Origin of the sequence: Lysinibacillus sp. FSL W8-0992, assembly GCF_038008685.1 — a bacterium.
GTDB lineage: Bacteria > Bacillota > Bacilli > Bacillales_A > Planococcaceae > Lysinibacillus.
In genome coordinates this window covers 3,031,301-3,048,719 of the sequence record NZ_JBBOZQ010000001.1, presented here as the reverse complement: position 1 = coordinate 3,048,719, position 17,419 = coordinate 3,031,301, and the positions used below count along the sequence as shown (strand labels likewise).

Below are 17,419 nucleotides of genomic sequence, written 5' to 3'. Positions count from 1 at the left end.
TTAATTGACCTCCTTTTGCACAAGCATTGCTGCAATTCTCGTTGCCATTTCATTGCTGTCAGCCACATAAACACCAACAGATTGAAGTTTTTTTTGCTGCTGCTGATAATCTTGCTTATCTTTGAAAGTTCCGCAAATATAGGCAACGACCGGCAAGTACCTTCCTGCCTGTGCGGCCTCATCCCTTGCCAATTTAATCGTATCTAGCGTCACACCTACTGGATCATCATGAGCTCCAAACCCCAATTCAAAGTCCAATAATAAGACAGCCGTTTTTGGGTCTTTTGCTTCTTGAAGAATCCGATCATTTCTAAGTGAGGGCTCTATCATCGGATGAGGTTTACCCTTTGTAAATTCGTCATCCCCCATATCTAGCAACGTATGGCCTACACTATAGGTAATATCGCTAAGTTTCTCTTCCACTTTCTTTGCTACATTGCTTTTGACAGTTTTTCCTGTAGATCGGATAATTGACAATGCTTCTGCCGTCAGCGTACCGCCGCAAAATAATCCGCGAATGTCCTGTTGAGAATCCTTTAATTTTGCTTTTTCTGCAGTGATCCATCTTTCCACACCATCCGTAATTTCAGTTTCAATTACTGATTGTGGATCAAGCAATTTAACAGACTTGCGGGCAGCATCAATTAATGTTGGTGAAAAAGTTGCTCCTGCTGCCTCTACTGCTTTTGCGTCTCCATCCAGGAAGCAGACCACTATTGGTTTATTACATTTTTTCACTGCTGCAAGAATTTTGTCCTGAACACTTGGGGCAGGCGGCTTGGAAATTAATGTGATGACCTTCGTATTCTCATCGTTCTCCAATGCTTTAAGCCCTTGAAGCATCATAATACCGCCGATTGATTCATCGAGATCGCGCCCCCCTGTGCCAATCGCTTGTGTAATGCCAAACCCGAGGCGGTCGATTTGCACTGTCACTTCTTGTAGCCCGGTACCGGAAGCAGCGACTAAACCAATGCCTCCTTCGCTTACTTTATTCGCAAAGCAAAGTCCGCTTCGATTAATAATTGCTGTACCGCAATCTGGCCCCATGACGAATAACCCATTGTCTCTACCTGTTTCCTTCAACACTTTTTCATCTTCGATACTAACATTGTCACTGAACAGCATGACGTGCATGCCTTTCTTTAATGCTTGATTCGCTTCGCGTGCAGCATATTTCCCAGGAACAGAGATAATTGCCATATTTGCTCCCGGCATTAGATTCAATGCTGAATTTATAGTTTTCGCTGTATGATTATTTTCTTTCCCTTTCTTTTCCTTCTTAGCTGTTAATTCCGTATAGATGAGCTCCATCACTTCCTCTGCACGCTTATCTGTATCTGTAATCAAGGCAATAATCAAATCATTTGCTGTTGCTACTTTTGCCTCATCTGTCAGCAGTCCAATGTTTGCCAGCAAATCTTTGTTCATTTGGGTCGCCATCGAGATAACTGCTTGTTCGACACCCTCGATACTATTCATTTTGCTGGACAGTGACATTAGCGTTACCGAATCATGATAGGCGTTCCTTTCTATCAATACTTTAGATGCCATTATGTATTTCCTCCTTATGGTCTATAAGCTGTTGGTATGCCACGCTGACACCAGTCAACATATCCGTCCCAGAGGTAGATCCAATTTTTAACACTCGCTGTAAATGAGGAATTGGATTACTATCCATGTTGTCCAATACATCTAGCAAGGCTTCATTAAGCTGCCCCTCCAAGCATTGCTTTAACATAAAATAGCTAACAGTGGTTGTTCTTCCTTTCAACTTCTGTAGCCACTCGGCGCTGCAACTTTCAACTTTCTTGTATAGAGGGGCTTCAAAATACTTCCAAGTTGCCAGCAGCCCTGTTAGAAAATCATCGCCTGCTGGCGTCAGCCCGATCCCAAGACCGGCAAACTTTAATAAAAACGTATCGAGCTTATCTGCCTTTATTTCCTGATTTAGCTGATTTAACCCATCCAAGAAAGAGGAAAAGTAGAAATCCTTCCGTGTGGCAGTAGGAACTTCCCAATCTGGATAAGTGAAACTTTTCCATGCCGGAAAAATCCCTGCCGTTGCTCCGTTGTTTAGAATGAAATGGTTCAATAGCGACAAGTGGTAACAAGTTGGCTCGTGCTTAGCTTGCCAGCGCGGCTTAATACCTCTGTTCCAAAGCGCAGCATTTGAAAAATCCCATTGCCAATCGCTAATATTCAAGAGATTATAATCTACTAAATAAATTTCTTTAGTCGACTTTAAAGTTGAACACATCTCAGAAAAAAGATCATTTTCTAAGGTTTTCATCATTCCTGGTGATTGAATCACCTCATTCTTCGCCAAAGAAAATAGCAAAGTGCCGTCATGGGTTATGAAATTGACCACCTTATCAAAAATACTGTGGATTGCTCCGATTTGTTCGCCAATCGGTTGGTGGCGTAACCATTCAAGCAGACGGCCGTCCATTTGATTGATTTTACTTGTATAAGTTCTAACCATTGATATCACCAAATTTTCAAGATTGACAATTTCAGCAAACGACCGAGAATTGTTCTCCCTATCTACAACAATAATAGATATTTTCGGACTTCTTACTTATCATCATGGGGCAGAATGAGTTTGAGAGGTATATAGGGGCATGCTATGGACATGGGAATAGAGCATGCCCTCAAAAAGCTTTATTCAACATTAGAAAATTTCATGGATTTATCTGGTGGAAAGTTCTTTCCTTATTTACCTAGTGAAGCAAGCAGATTCTGAGAAGATGCTGTCCACCCAAAGATGCCACCTTGCTGGTTGATCATGTGTATGGAATCTTCATGGTCTCTTGGATCAAATGCCGCAGAGCAATCTTCGAGCAGTAAGCATTCAAATCCACGGTCATTCGCTTCACGAATTGTTGTTTGAACACAGACATGTGTCGTTACGCCAGCGACAAGCAAATGTGTAATGCCTTTATTTTTCAAAATCACTTCAAGGTCTGTTTGATAGAAAGCGCCTTTCCCAGGTTTGTCAATAACAATCTCGCCTTCAACCGGCTTTAGCTCATCCACAATATCATGACCATATTCACCTCGGATAAGAATTCTTCCCATTGGGCCTTCATCACCGATGCCTGCACCTTGCTTGCTGCCGCGTTTCAGTTTGCTTGGTGGGCAATCCGATAAGTCTAGTCGATGCCCTTCGCGGGTATAAATCACCATCAAGCCTTTCTCACGTGCAACTTCCAGTACTGTCTGAGTGGTAGGAATGATGGCGCGTGTTAGCGTAATATCATTCCCCAGTTTCTCGCCAAATCCGCCAGGTGCACAAAAGTCACGCTGCATATCAATGATAATTAGGGCAGTTTTTTCTAACTCAAATTCAAAACTATAAGGTTTCGCATCTATTGCATATACTTTACTCATGTAAATCTCCCTCTCAAATGTAATTTAAAATAGATAGATCTTGGATACTACCCGCAATCCGCTTTTACAAAGATTCTTTTTGTTGAACTGAATAAAATACAGAAAAAACTATAGTTCATTATTTTGAGATATACACAAACTTCCATACGTTAATAACTGATACTATTCTTTTAACCGGTTATACAATAAAGGAAGGAGGATTTAATGTCTTCTTTAGAAAAGATGAAGGACAGCGTTTACTAACTCTGCGCCAAGAAAGATTCCTATTACTCCGACAATTCCGATAAGAGGAGGCGCCGGAACTGGCAGCTTAATGAATTTGAACAATATGCCTACTAGTAAACCTCCAATTAAAGACAGAACGATCTGTAACATCTTACTTGCTCCTTTTTATGTGGGATGTATTTATCAAAAAACATAGCGACCAATCATACACTTTTAATTTTTTTATGTACTCACCTTTCTCTTTTCTTTAAGAGCTTTGAAAAGAGAATCCATTAGTACACCTCCTAAAAATATACCTACCATTCCAAATATTCCAACTAACGGAGGGGCAGGTAACGGCAACTTAACTAATGAAAATAAAATGCCTACAATCAAACCACCTGCTAAAGACAAAAGATAGTCACGCATTTTAAACACTCCTTGTATCCCAAAGTGTAAACAGAAACCTATTACTTGAATCTTGTTTCTATGGCGGCTGAATATTGATTACCTCCATCCTTTAATACCTAAATAATAGCACTTGAAAGCGGTTTAATCATTGTAAGAAGTTGATATTTATTTCACTTTTAATTGGCAACTTTCTACGAAGTGGAACGTCTTTTTAACAAAAAAAAGACATTGTCTTGTAGACAATGTCTAAAGTAACGACCGTTGGGAGTTCCCCCACCCTTACCCTTTTTTCAGTTGCAAGTATTGATGCAATTGGTAGGCCAATGCAATTTCTGTTAATTCAAATCCGTCCTCACCGTCTATTCCAAGTTCTTTCAGCTTATTTATCCGATAGCGCATCGTATTATAATGAACAAACATATCCTCTGATGTTTTTTGCACATTTGTATTGTTTTTAATGTAGTACCTGAGGGTTTCTATAAGGTTAGTATTTTTCTTTTTGTCATATTCGAACACTTTACCTAATTTCTCCATTACGAAATCTTCTAGAATGAAAAGATTCTCAACGTAATGAAAAAGGCGGAACAAGCCGATATCACCATAAAAATGAACATAGGATTGTTTTTGTAAGTTTTCTTTATACACTTGAAATACTAATGTTGAATTGTCGTAATACTCTTTAATCTGGTTAAAACGGTGCACTGTATCGGAAATGCTGACTCCAAGATTACCGTACTTCTCAAACAGTGAAAGAATCACATCCCCTAGATTTTGGAGTTTTTGTCGAACATTATTTTCTGAAACGAGACTAATAAAACAAACTAACGAGTCATTAATATAAAGAACCTTGCAATTTTCTATTGGAACATCAACAATTTTTGAAGCAGACCTTTCAATCAAACCTGAATCGAGCATTTTGTGGAATATTGCTAATTTCTTTTCGCTTTCTTTCTCATTTGTTTTGATGCTCACCAAGACAAATGGGAATTGCAAGTTCCATTTAAACACTTTCGCTTTTTCGATCATTTCGGTTTGAGAGGAATATTGATTATGAAAAATGTCCCTGACAAAACTGCTTAAATGATTCCTTTCTTTTTGAAGCAATGTTTGCTCTGTTTGAAATAAAAAAGCAATTATAAAGGATGCCTGTTCGATGGCAATAATCATGTCCTCTGTCAGATTTTTTTCTTTATCCAATAAAACGACTAAAAAGCCATACTCGTTGCCTCCAGCGTAAATGCACTGAATAAAAATGTCATTTTTTTCATAAAAGGCATTACCCACTTGAACGGAAAACGCGCTGTAGCTCGAGTCCGAATTATATGGCTTACGATGAATTAATATTTCATTTTCTTTTTGTATAGAAGACCGAACATATTCAAAATCATGGTTTAGAAGCAAGATAGGGGCGTTAACGAGATTCGCAAGAGAAAGAACGAACTTGTTTACATCAGTGCCTTCCAATAATAGCTCTAGCAATTGCTGGTGCATCTTATTGCGGAATTCCAACAGAGATGTCTTTACATCTAAAAACTTTGTCAGTACCTGATTGGCAAGTGTTGATAAGTTTGCACCATCTGGGAGCTGCATTAACGGAATCCCGAGCTCATTAGCTTGCTCCACCATAATTTCGGGAATTTCAGCGACATATCTTCCTGGCTTAATTGCAATTCCTGCAAGATTCATTTCTGCCAATTTTGGAATCAATGTTTGAATATGCTCCGGTTTATCCGCAATAGGATACAATGTGGTAAGCAGTAATCCATTTTGATCGATATATGCGTAAATGTCGGGTACTTCCATAAAATACACGTTTTCAACTCTGCGGTTCAAACCGGAATCGCCAGCAATCACTTTTACGTCTTCATACCCCTCCATTTTTAATACATCACATATAGTAATAAACATAATATCACTCCAAACGAGGGAAGAATGTTCCCGTATTTTCGTTTTTTATGTCAAATGCTTTGTGTGACCGTTTTATTATGGATGGTTGCGGTGATTGAGAGGAAAATGAATTCACCGCCCGAAACTTTCATTAAAATACATCTTGCGAGAAACAAGATTTTTTTAATTATAACACGTATACAAGGACCGACCATTGCTCATCAATAACGGCTGTAGTCTTTAATTTTTTACAATATATCTTTATTAGTCGTTGTATTTTTAGCATAAAAAAGGCCAAGACGCCTATCAAATAAGCCCTCTTAGTCACTGATGATTCTATTTAAATTTTGTTTCAAATGCATTAAAAAGAGCAAATGAAGTAGTTATTGTTTTCCTCAACTGTTAAAAAATCATTTTCTTTCCAACGTTTTTATATAGTTCCGCTATGAAAAAAGACAGCTTTCTCTTCTTCTGCTTATCATATCGCTGCGATATTACCTCTATGTTAGCCATTCATTTGAGAACGAGAAAGGTTGTCATCTCCGCGGATGCGGATGACAGTTAATCAGGGTGCAAAGACCTCTGGATTATCGCCTCGCCATGCGCCTATGCAGCCAATTAGACAGACCGTGTAGCTTCTCATTACGCTACCGATTTCACTGTCCGCATATTCAATTACGAGATTTACGCCCTGCTTGCGCCATGCCAAAATTCGACCGGAAAATCCAGACCACCTACATTCTTCATCCATTTCAGGTTGACCATATGCCTTTATCGTCTGGTCTGGTGTTGAGCTCATCGTAATTCCCTTTGGAAGCTTTCCAGAAAACGGAGCTTTAATTCTATCATCCGACCCGGGCGCAAGAAAATGGAGTGCTCCAATGATCCATTCATCTTGATTTGTATATTTGAGTCCAGTCAGATCATTTATTTTTGGTGCACGATAAATATCGATGCGTATCGATGTTTTCACAGACCAAATAATATCGTCTTTAAAATAGCTGTTCGGGGATGGCATTCTCTTGACACCGAATGATTGCAGTAAAGCTTGAACATTCCTGGGATTATACGGATGGCCAAGCAGTTCAATGAGTAGTTCAGATGGTTCTTTCATTTATATATCCACTCCTTTCGCTTCTTTCAAGGGATACAACATGATGAAATCGTAGTGTCCCTTAAAAGGACTTTTTCTGATAATACCGTCCCCCGTCTCTATGTGCCGGGGTAAAACCATTGGCTCTGTATTAATCCTTATATTCTACATTGCTTCCAATTTCCCCTTCTTCTACTATGCTGCACAGTTAGATGCCCATGTCACATATAATCAACACTACATATCAGAAAATGAAAGTTTATTGAGATCTTTCAAGTGAGTGAAAGAAGGATTTTTTAACAACTTTATTATCTCTGTACAAATTGAGTTCAACAACATGCTTTAACCCTCACGCCTACATTGTATAAGCACTTTCTTTTTCCAAAATAACCTTTTCTATTGTAACTTTATTTATTTTAACACCATTTTCTGGAGTATCCATCAATGTCATATGGATTCTATCATAGGGAGCGCCACCATGATGTGCACTATAATTTATCGCACTTGCATGAGCGATATTTCTTCTTGTATCGCCATCTATTCCTTCAATTTTATCTATTTTTGGACACATGATTAAATCTGAATAAGCTTTTTCGAGATAGAAAAAATATCTGGTATATAAAGTTTCTTCAAGCACCACATTTTCTGGCACCTCTAGGTTAAATAGAATTCAAATTTAAAAAATCACAAATAAAAGAGTAGAGATTCCCTACTCTTTTACTTGTTTAGTAAAATATTTTCTAATGCCTGAGCATTTTCTTTATTTAAATTTCCATAGCCTTCTTTTTCATTATTGCTAATAATTGTTGCTGTATCATTATTTTGATCGAACCAAATCTGATATTCAAATAATCGTTCAGGCATATTTTTATCATACTTATAAAATAGTGTTGCCTTTACATCTTTTTCTCTAGCCATTTTAAATTCTACATTTGGTTCCCATTTAATTTGTTTAAATATTTTTCTTATGGTCTCCATTGTTTTTTCTTCAGTAATCATTACAGATTCTCCATAGCTTCCATCTGCCTTAACCTCTTCAATATCTATCCGAGTGAGTTGTTTTAAATCAAACTTATTCGGAACTTTATTTATACAGCCTATTAAAAGCATTACAAAAATAAAACAGATGCCAAACCGAACATTTATTTTTTTAGACAACAAACCAACTCCTATTCTCTAATTACGTAGCTCATTATACAATATTTTACATACAAATCACTTTAAACGTGCTATAACTCCTTTTCCATCTAATTTTTTTGATTCATTAGAACCTGATTCTACTTCATGTAAAAAGCCTTAGAAGAAATTATCTCCAAAGGCTAGTTTTTTTAGTTAATGTGAACCATTAAAGTCCATTTTTCTATCTATTTCATCGATATCAATATTGCTAATATCATCATCTTCGAAAATCACCAACTATTGCAATCACTCTTAAACATTTATTTGCATTTCCTAGAATAAATACAAAATATCAGAATCTACAGAAGCCGCCTTCTTCGGCAAAATACTCTGATAATATTTCTAAGATATTTTCTTCATTAAATTTAAAGATTTTTCTTTTTGAAGCCAATTCCTTTTTATCCATGTTACCACCCGCTATTATATTTTTATTACTCTGTTATTAAGCAGTGTATCCTTTTAAAATTTTTCTTCATAAAAGAATGCCCTTGACTAATTGTATAATCAAGGGCATAGTATATTAATTTCTTTCTAAAATTTATTAAACTAATACAAAATTAAATCAAAGTCAGAGATTTTTCCATCTAAATTAAAATATACCCTGAATTCTCCTACATTCTCACCCTTATACTCTATACTTAAATATGAAACCACTTGATTAACTAACTCAGGGAAGTTTCTTAATTCTAGTGAGATTTTTATAAAATAGTAATCCACATCACCTTGTATAAATTCACCAAAAATAGAACAAAATTCATCTTCTTGATCAAACCTATAAATATTAAATCCAATCCAAAATTGTTCTATAGTTTGTTTCTCAATATTCCAATGTTCTATTAAATTTCTAAATTGTTCTATGTTTAAAATAAACGCCTCCATATTAATGATCTTTTTTAAATGAAGTGAAGATTATATGACCTGTTCTTTTATCCATATTTCCATATGCTCTCGCTCCACCAAATTTACCCACAATTTTTATCTCATACTTGTAACCATTTACTCCGTTTCCTTCTAATTTTTTATCCCATTTGTACCTGATCCACTATTAACAAAACCTTTCTTGGCAGAATTTGCGAATTTCAGAGCAGCTTCTTTACCAACGGACTTATAAATTTTATTATAAGTACTCCTCTGTATCCACGCTCTTGTTGTACTGCATTGAGTATTATGCACCCAAACCCCAATATCTGTTACATAATACGTATGGTAGTCCTCTACAGTAAAGTTGTAAACTGTAACTGGCTCATCCATTCTAACGAACTCAACCTTGTCAATCTTAAGGTTGCTTCCATCAGCCTTTTGGAGTTTGTCGCCTATCTGTAGTTCATCTGCTAAGACCCATCCTTTACCTTCAACCCAGAACGGATGGTTGTCGGTCGTTTCGATTATCTGCTTTCCAACATACAGCTTTATTAAATCATCACGTTGGTTACGGTAAAGATTCGTTACTTTCTTGTACGCTGTTTGGCCGTCAGAATCGTTCTCATCCTTGGCAAGAACCATATCTCCGACTTCAATGTCTTCGATATTTTTCTCCCCTTCATCCGTTAAAACCTTTGTTCCAGCGACAAAGCAATTACATCTAGCTTTTTTGATTTACCGGCATACTTAGTAAACTTTGCTGCACGATAAACGCGCTTCACTTTTCCAATGCCAATAAAATTCGAAGCCACTGCCCAAGCAATTTGTTTTTTGTTTTTACCAGATTTATATGCTTTATATCCATCGTAAATTGCAAAGCCTGCGTTGATAGCAATCCATACCCATTTACCATCTGGGTCTGTTTTCATTATCGGATTATCGTCTCCATATGTGTCACCATTCATTGAAACAGGATCATCTTCATCTCCTATTTCATCATTTTCATGTGTAGCTAAACCTACAAGAATTATACAATGAATCTAATTGAATTCTACTACATCATTAAAAGCCCCTTTTATTAAGAATAGTGAAATAAAATGCTGTAGTACCATTATTAAGGGTAGCTACAGCATTTTTAGTCACCTATTCTATTTCAAAATATTACCAAACCGTTAATATATTTTCATACTCGAACCTTTCAATACATATACCAGCTACTAAGTTCTCATCAGAAAATAATAAATCCATTCGTCCTTCTGTAAATCCAACAAAATCAAGTATCTCTTGAATATTATTAATAAAAATATCTAGCGAGATGAAAATACCATCAACCTCATCATCATATTCGTAGAAAAGCACCATCTCTTTGTCTTTTGGAATTTTTGTTAAATTACAAATATCTAATCTTCGATTTTCTACTATCCATTATTTTGAAACGTGCAATACGAATCATTCGGAACAAGCTGAGGGTAAAAGTAAGACCTTGAGAATTGACGTCCCCAAGGTCTTCTAAATCAAATATCTTTTTTTAGTCTTCCCATAGCCTCATCAAGCGTTTCATATTGGATGTCATCATATTCCCAATGCAGGTGACGAGTAACATGGAGATACAGCCACTTAGAAATATTTTAATATATGTGTAACTTTTATTTAGACATATAAAACTATTTATTTATTATAAAAATGTCCCAACCCAGTTTTTTTATTTCTTCAAAATCAGGCACTATTACATTTACTTCATCTTCTTTAAAAATCCCCTCTGACAATTCATTTATGCCATCCCATTGTGACATGCATTCAGAGCATTGTAGTAACAGTTTATTGTTATCTTCATCTTTTACTATTTCTATCCATCCTTGATCACATACTTTACACCATTTTATTTTATATTCGTAATATCCCATTTTACTCTATCCCTCATCTACCATTTGAAGGAAATGCAGTGACTATACTCGTCGCCTCTGGTCACTTGCTCACATTTCACAATTAAATAAAAGTCTTTAAACCCTTGCGATATCAACTACTCTTGAATATCAGCCTCTAAAGCTACAACGATCATGTGATTTGAATTATGCGTACTTTTTATATTAACCGCATACTTTAATTGCCTTGATTTAACTACGTTTTGCATTTCCTTTTAATTGATAACTAATTTTACAATGTTGGTTGCTTTTTAGTCGCCCAAAGTCGCCTTTTATTTCTAGACCGCCATTCATGGAGTGGTTTCTTAACGAAGTAACAAATCTTATAGTTCTCTTCCCTATGGCGCTATTCTATCATTTAATTAATTCTTGTTAATGATCTTTCTTATTTCCTTTTGTTTGCCACTAAACAACTTATTGTAATGAGAATGATGCCAACGGTTAGTAATAACAGTTTGGAACGAAAATCTTCATTAACCAAAGTGAAGAAATAAAATGTTTTAAGATATTTGTCGCCAGTGAAAAGACAAATAATATAATAAGCTATCGGTGCAATTAAGCCTGTCACAGGTTGCATCGTTAGCGAAAATATTAGGCACATCAACCCTGCTAGGAAACATACATCTGCCACTCCGCCAAATAAAAATAGGCCAAATTTTATGTCTGAATTTTTCAATTGAAAGATGATTAGGCAGATAATGGTGAAGAATAGTAACGTAATCAAGATTTGCACTAAACGAATAACCAATATTTTCAAATATGAAGTTTTCTTGGTCTGAATTACCTCTAAAATATTTCGATCACAATCAGGCAAAAATAGCGGTATGAACAAAACCAAACCGATAATTGGAAAAATTCGTTCATAAACATTCGCACTTTCAACAAATGCCAAATTTTCTATTCCGAAAAACAACGGAAAAAGTAGGATTAATATAAGTGATATTACGAAAAAAGGAAGGAAATGAAACCTTAAGAAAACCTTAGATATTTTATCTACTCTTTCCAAAGATTTTACCCCCTTTACGTTTATAGTCGTAAACTATGACACTAACAAAGAAACACAGAATACCTATACATGCCCAAAGTATTCGGTTTACTACTAATTCTTGATAAATCCCTTCAAAAATTACCGTCGAACCAACGTTATTAAAACGTGGAATTAAGTTAAAGCCCACTTTCCCAACAATATTTGTAGATCCTACTGAGATAGAAATAAACCATATAGCTACTTGCACCATCACACTAGTTATACCACCAAAAAGTGTGGTGATTAAGAAGCTGATTCCAACTACCGCAATAATGGAAGGTAACGTCCAGCCCAAAATATATTGATAAAACAGCCAAATATCTCCTGATTGATTAAACTTCTGAGCGATTAGGTTGGCTTGTAATGCCGGCATAATACTAAATAATAAAACTGGAATAAAAATAAGAACCACTGTCGAGAGAAATCGCATAGTCTGTAATTTTACTGATGATATTGCTTTTGTATAAATGACTAACTGACTTTGGGCACGTTTGTCTCTTAAAATAACTGTTGCTGCTAGAAAAACAGGAACCAAAGCCAAAATGATGCCTAAATAATCACAAACTAACCTAGCATAAGCACCTGAGACTTTATCTCTTTTCAAAATCATTTCGAAATTTTCGTGTGCTTCTTCATATGATAGTGATTTGATAGCAGAAGCTTTATACTTAGCTTCTTCAAAATCAGAACCATGCCCAATTATTTTCACAACCTTCTTCATATCCTCTTGAAATTGTTGAAAGGAGTAATCCTGTGCAATAGGAAAATAATCAAAATCTTGGTGAGCGTACATTTGAAATTCGTTCGCAGACTTATTTTCTTTTTCCGAAATTTCACTTATTTCCTCAAGGGATATCCCTGTTGCCTTCTCGATAATTTTGCCGATTTCTTTTTGATCAGAGTTTGATGGAGTAACTACTTTTAGAAAGCCTAAAGGATACGTATTATATTGTCCAACGTCATATTGATAGAATAAATTACCCATCGTTTGTTTTTGAATAGATATTTTATCATTTGTCACACCAACACCATAATTATCCTCATTAGGTTGCGGTTCTTTAAACGAAGTTAAATCCGTTCCCAATTGACTAAAGATAAAAACTCCTATAAACACAACTACTAACCAATAGGTGAGGCTTTTTAGACTAATAAAGAACTCTTTTTTAAATAGCCCCACTTTCTTTCACACCTTTCTCTGAAAGAAGGTATAAGTAAGCATCTTCAAGTGTTGGCTTTTCTTGAAGGACTAGGGGATGATTCATAATACTTGAATGCTGATTGCCAATAAAACGAATCTTACTTAGTGTACCTTCTTGCTGTAAACTAATTACTTGAACCTGTTCCTTCATAGATTTTAGTTCTGTTCGTGGAACTTCCACTGTAAAAATCCTTCCTTCTGCTTGTGAAATTAATTTTTCAATTGATTCAGAAAAGATGATGTGCCCATTGTCCAAAATAGCGATATTCTCTGCTGTTGCCTCAATATCACTGGCAATGTGAGTAGAAAGGATAACTACTTTTTCCTCACTAATTTCTGAAAGCAGATTACGGAATCTTAATCTTTCTTCAGGATCAAGACCGGCTGTGGGTTCGTCGACTATTAAAACCTTTGGGTCATTTAACAATGCTTGGGCAATCCCTAATCTTCTTTTCATACCACCAGACATCGCTTTTACTTTGACATGTTTATGAATAGATAAATTCACTTGTTCCAAAAGTTCCTCGATCCTTTTTTTGCGAATAGTAGAATCAATTTCACTAAGAACACCTAGATAGTCCATTGCTTGATAGGCAGTCATATTTCCGTACATTGAAAAGTCTTGAGGCAAAAAGCCAACCATCGAACGGATTGCTTTTTTCTTTTGAATGGATATGCCATCCATACTAATTTCGCCAACTTTGACAGGTAAGAGCGTTACTAGCGTTTCCATTAAAGTTGTTTTACCAGCCCCATTTCTCCCCAACAAGCCAAACATTCCTGTTGAAATAGTCAAGTTAATATCATGAAGAACTTGTTTCTTACCGTAATATTGATTTAAATGTTTAATTTCAATTTGCATAGCTCATTCCTCCTTGTACTCATCATAAACAATAAATATCTACAAACTATCTACAAAAAAATCTGAAAGCAATGTTGCTCTCAGATACATGTGATTATTCAAGTGAAAAAATAGAAGTGACAATGGCACCGCCATCTACGCTGTTTGAAAGTTTTAAGGCTCCACCATGCTTTTTTGCCAGTATTTCAGAGATGGTTAAACCTAAGCCAAAATGACTTTCTTTATTGTGAGAGTAATATGGATCAGTAGCGATTTCCAATTCTTTTTTCGAAAAGCCTTTGCCATCATCTTTTACAAAAATACATAAGAATTTTTCATCTACCTGCATTGTTATTTCTATTTCCTTAACTGCAAAGCGCGACGCATTACTTAACAGATTTTCCATAACCTCATCAATTAAATGAATATCATAATTAACTTTCAATTCAGGATGATAATCTGTTTGAACGAAGAGCTTTTTCTCAGATAACGTTTTTCCCAATTCACGAAGATGGGCTTCTATATGAGTAAGTGACTGTTGTGTTTTTTTTAATGGCATCTCGTCAATCTTTTGAATTTCTTGCATGGTCTGAGAAAAATCAACCAGGCGGTTCACGCTACTTTGGATTTTAGTTACCGACTTATTAAAAAAAGCCTCTGTCATACGCCCCTGATGATACAGTTCTTCCATTAGTTCAATATTATTTTGGATGATTGCTAAAGGAGTACGTAAATCATGGGAAAAAGCGGCATTGATTTTTTTCTGCTCTTGGTGAAGCTCAGATAAATCTACTTCTTTTGATCTTAAAGTTTGACTAAGACTGTCTAGGCCCCGAACGGTACCTTCGAATTCATCGTAAGTATTGAAAAAAAATGGTTGATTGTAATTTCCCTTTTTAATTTGCTGAATACTGTGTTCAACGATTTTCAAAGGCTGTAAAATTCTTTGTTTATAAAAGAGTTTTGTAATCAAAAAAACAGCTAAAACACCATAGATTATAGGACTGAAACCTTTGATTATTTCCAGTATCATGATGTGAAATTCGATATTTTCCGGAATAACAGAAGGAACCTGCCAAGAAAAAATATTAAAGTAGCCTTCTAAAGGCTGAGTATCATCCAAAATAAGCCGTTCCCAACCAACACAAATAGAATAAGTTAGACTTGTTGCAATAACCGTAATAATAATCCCAATGAACAAGTACAAAAACAAGGTTCGATTAAGGTTTCGATTTTTGCTAAAAAGACGTGTAATAATCTCATCTAACCAATCCATTTATATCCTTGCCCCCAAACTGTATTGATTATCTCTCGATCAGTTTTATCCATAAACTTTCTCCTAATACGACGAATATGTTCAGTAATAATGTTTGAATCGCCATCTTTATCGTAACTCCACAAATAATCATAAATATCATTTTTTGAAAAAGTCGTGGGGGAATTTTTTGATAATAATTCAATTATTAAAAATTCAGTTTTGGTGAAAGGAATGTCCTGATTGTTCACTGATATTCTCTTCTCGTCATAATGAATGGCGATATTCCCAGAAAAAGCAACTTTAGATGGAAAAGTTTTACGCTGTTCTCTGCGAAGATGCGCTTCTACTCGATACGAAAGCTCTTTTAGGCTTACTGGTTTAATTAAATAATCGTCACCACCTACCTTAAGTCCTTCAACTTTACTTTCTTCATCCGTTTTGGCTGAAAGAAACACAATTGGCACGTTTATATGGTTACGAATTTCTTTGCAGAAGGAAAAACCATCCATCTCTGGCATAGAAACGTCTAAAATGATTAGATTAGGCTCATATTTGAGTTTTTTTAAGCCTTCACTTCCATTTTGTGCGGTATAAACAAGATAACCAAGTAGCTGAAAATAGTCTTTCAAGGTATCCAATAGATCTTTTTCATCGTCAATAATCAGAATTTTTTTCATTGTTATACTCCCAAATATAGGTTCTTAAGTATATTAACAATAACACAATAAAAAATGAAATTCTCAAATGGTCTCCTTTTTGTCCCCTATAGCACCCATCCATTTAAAGAAAAAAAGCAACCGACTTTTCGATTCCATTTTTAAAAATGGTCGGTTTTTGGTCGGTTGCTCTTATTCTTATTGTTTTATGCTTGCTTTAAACCTTGATTTATCAACTACTCTTGAATAGCAGCTTCTAAAGCAACAACGATCATGTCGTTGAATGTTGTTTGACGTTCTTCAGACGTTGTTACTTCGCCTGTAATAATGTGGTCACTTACTGTTAAGACAGAAAGAGCTTGGCGGCCAAATTTCGCTGCTAATGTGTAAAGTGCTGCAGATTCCATTTCAACTGCTAATACGCCGTATTTAGCTAGCTTTTCATTTTGGTGCTCATCTGAGTAGAACAGGTCAGCTGTGAAGATGTTACCAACTTGAAGGCTTAAACCTGCTTCTTTCCCAGCATTATACGCTTTTAATAATAAGTCAAAGTTTGCGATCGGTGCAAAGTCAATGTTGTTACCCCAAATAATTTGATTCATACGAGAATCAGTTGTTGCACCTTGAGCTAAAATAACGTCACGTACTTTTACATCTTTTTGAATTGCACCACAAGTACCTACACGAATTAATTTTTGTACATCATATTCTTGCATTAATTCTGTTGCGTAAATAGAAATGGAAGGCACACCCATACCAGTACCTTGTACAGAAATACGTTTACCTTTATACGTACCTGTATAACCAAACATATTGCGGACTTCGTTATAGCAAGTAACATCTTCTAAAAATGTTTCGGCAATGTATTTTGCACGTAGTGGATCTCCCGGAAGTAAAATAGTGTCAGCGATTTCGCCTTTTTTTGCATTAATATGAATACTCATACTGCAATCCCTCTTTTCTGTCAGTTATCATTATAAATAATACTTTGTTTCACGTATTTACGCAATGCTAGACGTCTAGCAACTCTAAAAGAAAGAATAATTAGAGTATTCCGATATTATCTACCTTGTTCAATATATAAATCCCATAATTCATCAAATACTTCTGTCCTTAAGTTATCTGTTGCATATGTTTCGATATATGTAGATAGCTCATCAAAATCTATGCTTTGTTTAGGAAAGTTATGTTCATTGAATACTTCTTCGGCAAAGCGAACTTTAGCATCCGACCAATCTCCTCCTCGAAATGTTAGTACATATAAATAAAAGCTCTTTTTCATAACTGAAAAGTGCCCTCCTCTTGTCATTTTTACTTTCCGCTAGTTTATCAAAAAAAATACATTTCGTCATAAAATGGCCCATATTTTTATTTAAGTAATTTTTCCTAGTAAGGAAAATGCGAAAAGTCTTTTTCACTTTATTAGACTTTTGTCATGCAAAAATATTACGCTTTTTTATCTGAAAAATGAAAATTTTGTGAATTTAAG

Annotated in this window: 20 protein-coding genes and 1 pseudogene; all 21 read right to left on the bottom strand. The window is 35.5% G+C overall.

The genetic code is table 11. The features are described 5' to 3' along the window. Complete coding sequence (fdrA, locus tag NSQ74_RS15430; RefSeq protein WP_340824448.1) at positions 1-1,554, bottom strand: acyl-CoA synthetase FdrA; 1,554 nt, start codon at positions 1,552-1,554, stop codon at positions 1-3. Beyond that, the gene (locus tag NSQ74_RS15425) at positions 1,544-2,485 is read right to left on the bottom strand and encodes a DUF2877 domain-containing protein (protein WP_340824446.1); all 942 of its coding nucleotides are present in this window, start codon (positions 2,483-2,485) and stop codon (positions 1,544-1,546) included. Before NSQ74_RS15425 ends, fdrA begins: the two co-directional genes overlap by 11 nt. A gap of 230 nt (positions 2,486-2,715) precedes the next feature. Further along, positions 2,716-3,393 carry a cysteine hydrolase family protein gene (locus tag NSQ74_RS15420; RefSeq protein ID WP_340824444.1) on the bottom strand — a complete coding sequence of 226 codons (678 nt, stop codon included), beginning with the start codon at positions 3,391-3,393 and terminating at the stop codon, positions 2,716-2,718. 213 nt (positions 3,394-3,606) lie between these two features. Next, complete coding sequence (locus NSQ74_RS15415; RefSeq protein ID WP_172771582.1) at positions 3,607-3,768, bottom strand: XapX domain-containing protein; 162 nt, start codon at positions 3,766-3,768, stop codon at positions 3,607-3,609. A gap of 72 nt (positions 3,769-3,840) precedes the next feature. Further along, the gene (locus NSQ74_RS15410; protein ID WP_172771583.1) at positions 3,841-4,026 is read right to left on the bottom strand and encodes a XapX domain-containing protein; all 186 of its coding nucleotides are present in this window, start codon (positions 4,024-4,026) and stop codon (positions 3,841-3,843) included. A gap of 261 nt (positions 4,027-4,287) precedes the next feature. Next, a complete protein-coding gene (locus NSQ74_RS15405) occupies positions 4,288-5,916 on the bottom strand; it encodes a PucR family transcriptional regulator (protein ID WP_340824441.1) in 1,629 nt (542 codons plus the stop codon). A gap of 544 nt (positions 5,917-6,460) precedes the next feature. Beyond that, positions 6,461-7,009: a hypothetical protein gene (locus tag NSQ74_RS15400; RefSeq protein ID WP_340824439.1), complete on the bottom strand. Its 549-nt coding sequence runs from the start codon at positions 7,007-7,009 to the stop codon at positions 6,461-6,463. A gap of 334 nt (positions 7,010-7,343) precedes the next feature. Beyond that, a complete protein-coding gene (locus NSQ74_RS15395; protein WP_340824438.1) occupies positions 7,344-7,628 on the bottom strand; it encodes a hypothetical protein in 285 nt (94 codons plus the stop codon). Between the two features lie 77 nt (positions 7,629-7,705). Beyond that, a complete protein-coding gene (locus NSQ74_RS15390; protein ID WP_340824437.1) occupies positions 7,706-8,146 on the bottom strand; it encodes a hypothetical protein in 441 nt (146 codons plus the stop codon). 567 nt (positions 8,147-8,713) lie between these two features. Then, positions 8,714-9,046, bottom strand: a complete 333-nt coding sequence (locus tag NSQ74_RS15385; protein WP_340824435.1) for a hypothetical protein — start codon at positions 9,044-9,046, stop codon at positions 8,714-8,716. 132 nt (positions 9,047-9,178) lie between these two features. Further along, positions 9,179-9,670 carry a polymorphic toxin-type HINT domain-containing protein gene (locus NSQ74_RS15380; RefSeq protein ID WP_340824434.1) on the bottom strand — a complete coding sequence of 164 codons (492 nt, stop codon included), beginning with the start codon at positions 9,668-9,670 and terminating at the stop codon, positions 9,179-9,181. A 92-nt stretch (positions 9,671-9,762) separates the two neighbouring features. After that, positions 9,763-9,990 (bottom strand): annotated as a pseudogene (locus tag NSQ74_RS15375) (hypothetical protein); the annotation flags it as partial. Positions 9,991-10,189: 199 nt separating this feature from the next. Then, positions 10,190-10,408, bottom strand: a complete 219-nt coding sequence (locus tag NSQ74_RS15370; RefSeq protein WP_445669077.1) for a YxiF family protein — start codon at positions 10,406-10,408, stop codon at positions 10,190-10,192. Positions 10,409-10,692: 284 nt separating this feature from the next. Continuing rightward, positions 10,693-10,932, bottom strand: a complete 240-nt coding sequence (locus NSQ74_RS15365) for a hypothetical protein (RefSeq protein ID WP_340824431.1) — start codon at positions 10,930-10,932, stop codon at positions 10,693-10,695. Between the two features lie 403 nt (positions 10,933-11,335). Continuing rightward, complete coding sequence (locus tag NSQ74_RS15360) at positions 11,336-11,956, bottom strand: hypothetical protein (protein WP_340824430.1); 621 nt, start codon at positions 11,954-11,956, stop codon at positions 11,336-11,338. Continuing rightward, positions 11,940-13,154 (bottom strand): hypothetical protein, encoded by a 1,215-nt coding sequence (locus NSQ74_RS15355; RefSeq protein ID WP_340824428.1) that lies wholly within the window; start codon positions 13,152-13,154, stop codon positions 11,940-11,942. The genes NSQ74_RS15360 and NSQ74_RS15355 overlap by 17 nt, the downstream gene beginning before the upstream one ends. Next, a complete protein-coding gene (locus NSQ74_RS15350) occupies positions 13,141-14,037 on the bottom strand; it encodes an ABC transporter ATP-binding protein (RefSeq protein ID WP_340824426.1) in 897 nt (298 codons plus the stop codon). Before NSQ74_RS15350 ends, NSQ74_RS15355 begins: the two co-directional genes overlap by 14 nt. A 94-nt stretch (positions 14,038-14,131) precedes the next feature. Further along, positions 14,132-15,292, bottom strand: coding sequence for a sensor histidine kinase (locus NSQ74_RS15345; protein WP_340824425.1), 1,161 nt, complete (start codon positions 15,290-15,292; stop codon positions 14,132-14,134). Beyond that, positions 15,280-15,951 carry a response regulator transcription factor gene (locus NSQ74_RS15340; RefSeq protein ID WP_340824423.1) on the bottom strand — a complete coding sequence of 224 codons (672 nt, stop codon included), beginning with the start codon at positions 15,949-15,951 and terminating at the stop codon, positions 15,280-15,282. Before NSQ74_RS15340 ends, NSQ74_RS15345 begins: the two co-directional genes overlap by 13 nt. A 215-nt stretch (positions 15,952-16,166) precedes the next feature. After that, entirely contained in the window at positions 16,167-16,874 is a 708-nt protein-coding gene (deoD, locus tag NSQ74_RS15335; RefSeq protein ID WP_172771600.1) for a purine-nucleoside phosphorylase, read from the bottom strand. Between the two features lie 116 nt (positions 16,875-16,990). After that, entirely contained in the window at positions 16,991-17,212 is a 222-nt protein-coding gene (locus NSQ74_RS15330; protein ID WP_340824422.1) for a YozE family protein, read from the bottom strand. Positions 17,213-17,419: the final 207 nt, after the last annotated feature.

Bases quoted from the DNA above. Each gene is read 5' to 3' on its own strand.
- NSQ74_RS15420 (WP_340824444.1), bottom strand. From the start codon at position 3,393: ATGAGTAAAGTATATGCAATAGATGCGAAACCTTATAGTTTTGAATTT.
- NSQ74_RS15350 (WP_340824426.1), bottom strand. From the start codon at position 14,037: ATGCAAATTGAAATTAAACATTTAAATCAATATTACGGTAAGAAACAA.
- NSQ74_RS15425 (WP_340824446.1), bottom strand. From the start codon at position 2,485: ATGGTTAGAACTTATACAAGTAAAATCAATCAAATGGACGGCCGTCTG.
- NSQ74_RS15385 (WP_340824435.1), bottom strand. From the start codon at position 9,046: ATGGAGGCGTTTATTTTAAACATAGAACAATTTAGAAATTTAATAGAA.
- fdrA (WP_340824448.1), bottom strand. From the start codon at position 1,554: ATGGCATCTAAAGTATTGATAGAAAGGAACGCCTATCATGATTCGGTA.
- NSQ74_RS15410 (WP_172771583.1), bottom strand. From the start codon at position 4,026: ATGCGTGACTATCTTTTGTCTTTAGCAGGTGGTTTGATTGTAGGCATT.
- NSQ74_RS15365 (WP_340824431.1), bottom strand. From the start codon at position 10,932: ATGGGATATTACGAATATAAAATAAAATGGTGTAAAGTATGTGATCAA.
- NSQ74_RS15415 (WP_172771582.1), bottom strand. From the start codon at position 3,768: ATGTTACAGATCGTTCTGTCTTTAATTGGAGGTTTACTAGTAGGCATA.
- NSQ74_RS15380 (WP_340824434.1), bottom strand. From the start codon at position 9,670: ATGGTTCTTGCCAAGGATGAGAACGATTCTGACGGCCAAACAGCGTAC.
- NSQ74_RS15330 (WP_340824422.1), bottom strand. From the start codon at position 17,212: ATGAAAAAGAGCTTTTATTTATATGTACTAACATTTCGAGGAGGAGAT.
- deoD (WP_172771600.1), bottom strand. From the start codon at position 16,874: ATGAGTATTCATATTAATGCAAAAAAAGGCGAAATCGCTGACACTATT.
- NSQ74_RS15405 (WP_340824441.1), bottom strand. From the start codon at position 5,916: ATGTTTATTACTATATGTGATGTATTAAAAATGGAGGGGTATGAAGAC.
- NSQ74_RS15340 (WP_340824423.1), bottom strand. From the start codon at position 15,951: ATGAAAAAAATTCTGATTATTGACGATGAAAAAGATCTATTGGATACC.
- NSQ74_RS15345 (WP_340824425.1), bottom strand. From the start codon at position 15,292: ATGGATTGGTTAGATGAGATTATTACACGTCTTTTTAGCAAAAATCGA.
- NSQ74_RS15400 (WP_340824439.1), bottom strand. From the start codon at position 7,009: ATGAAAGAACCATCTGAACTACTCATTGAACTGCTTGGCCATCCGTAT.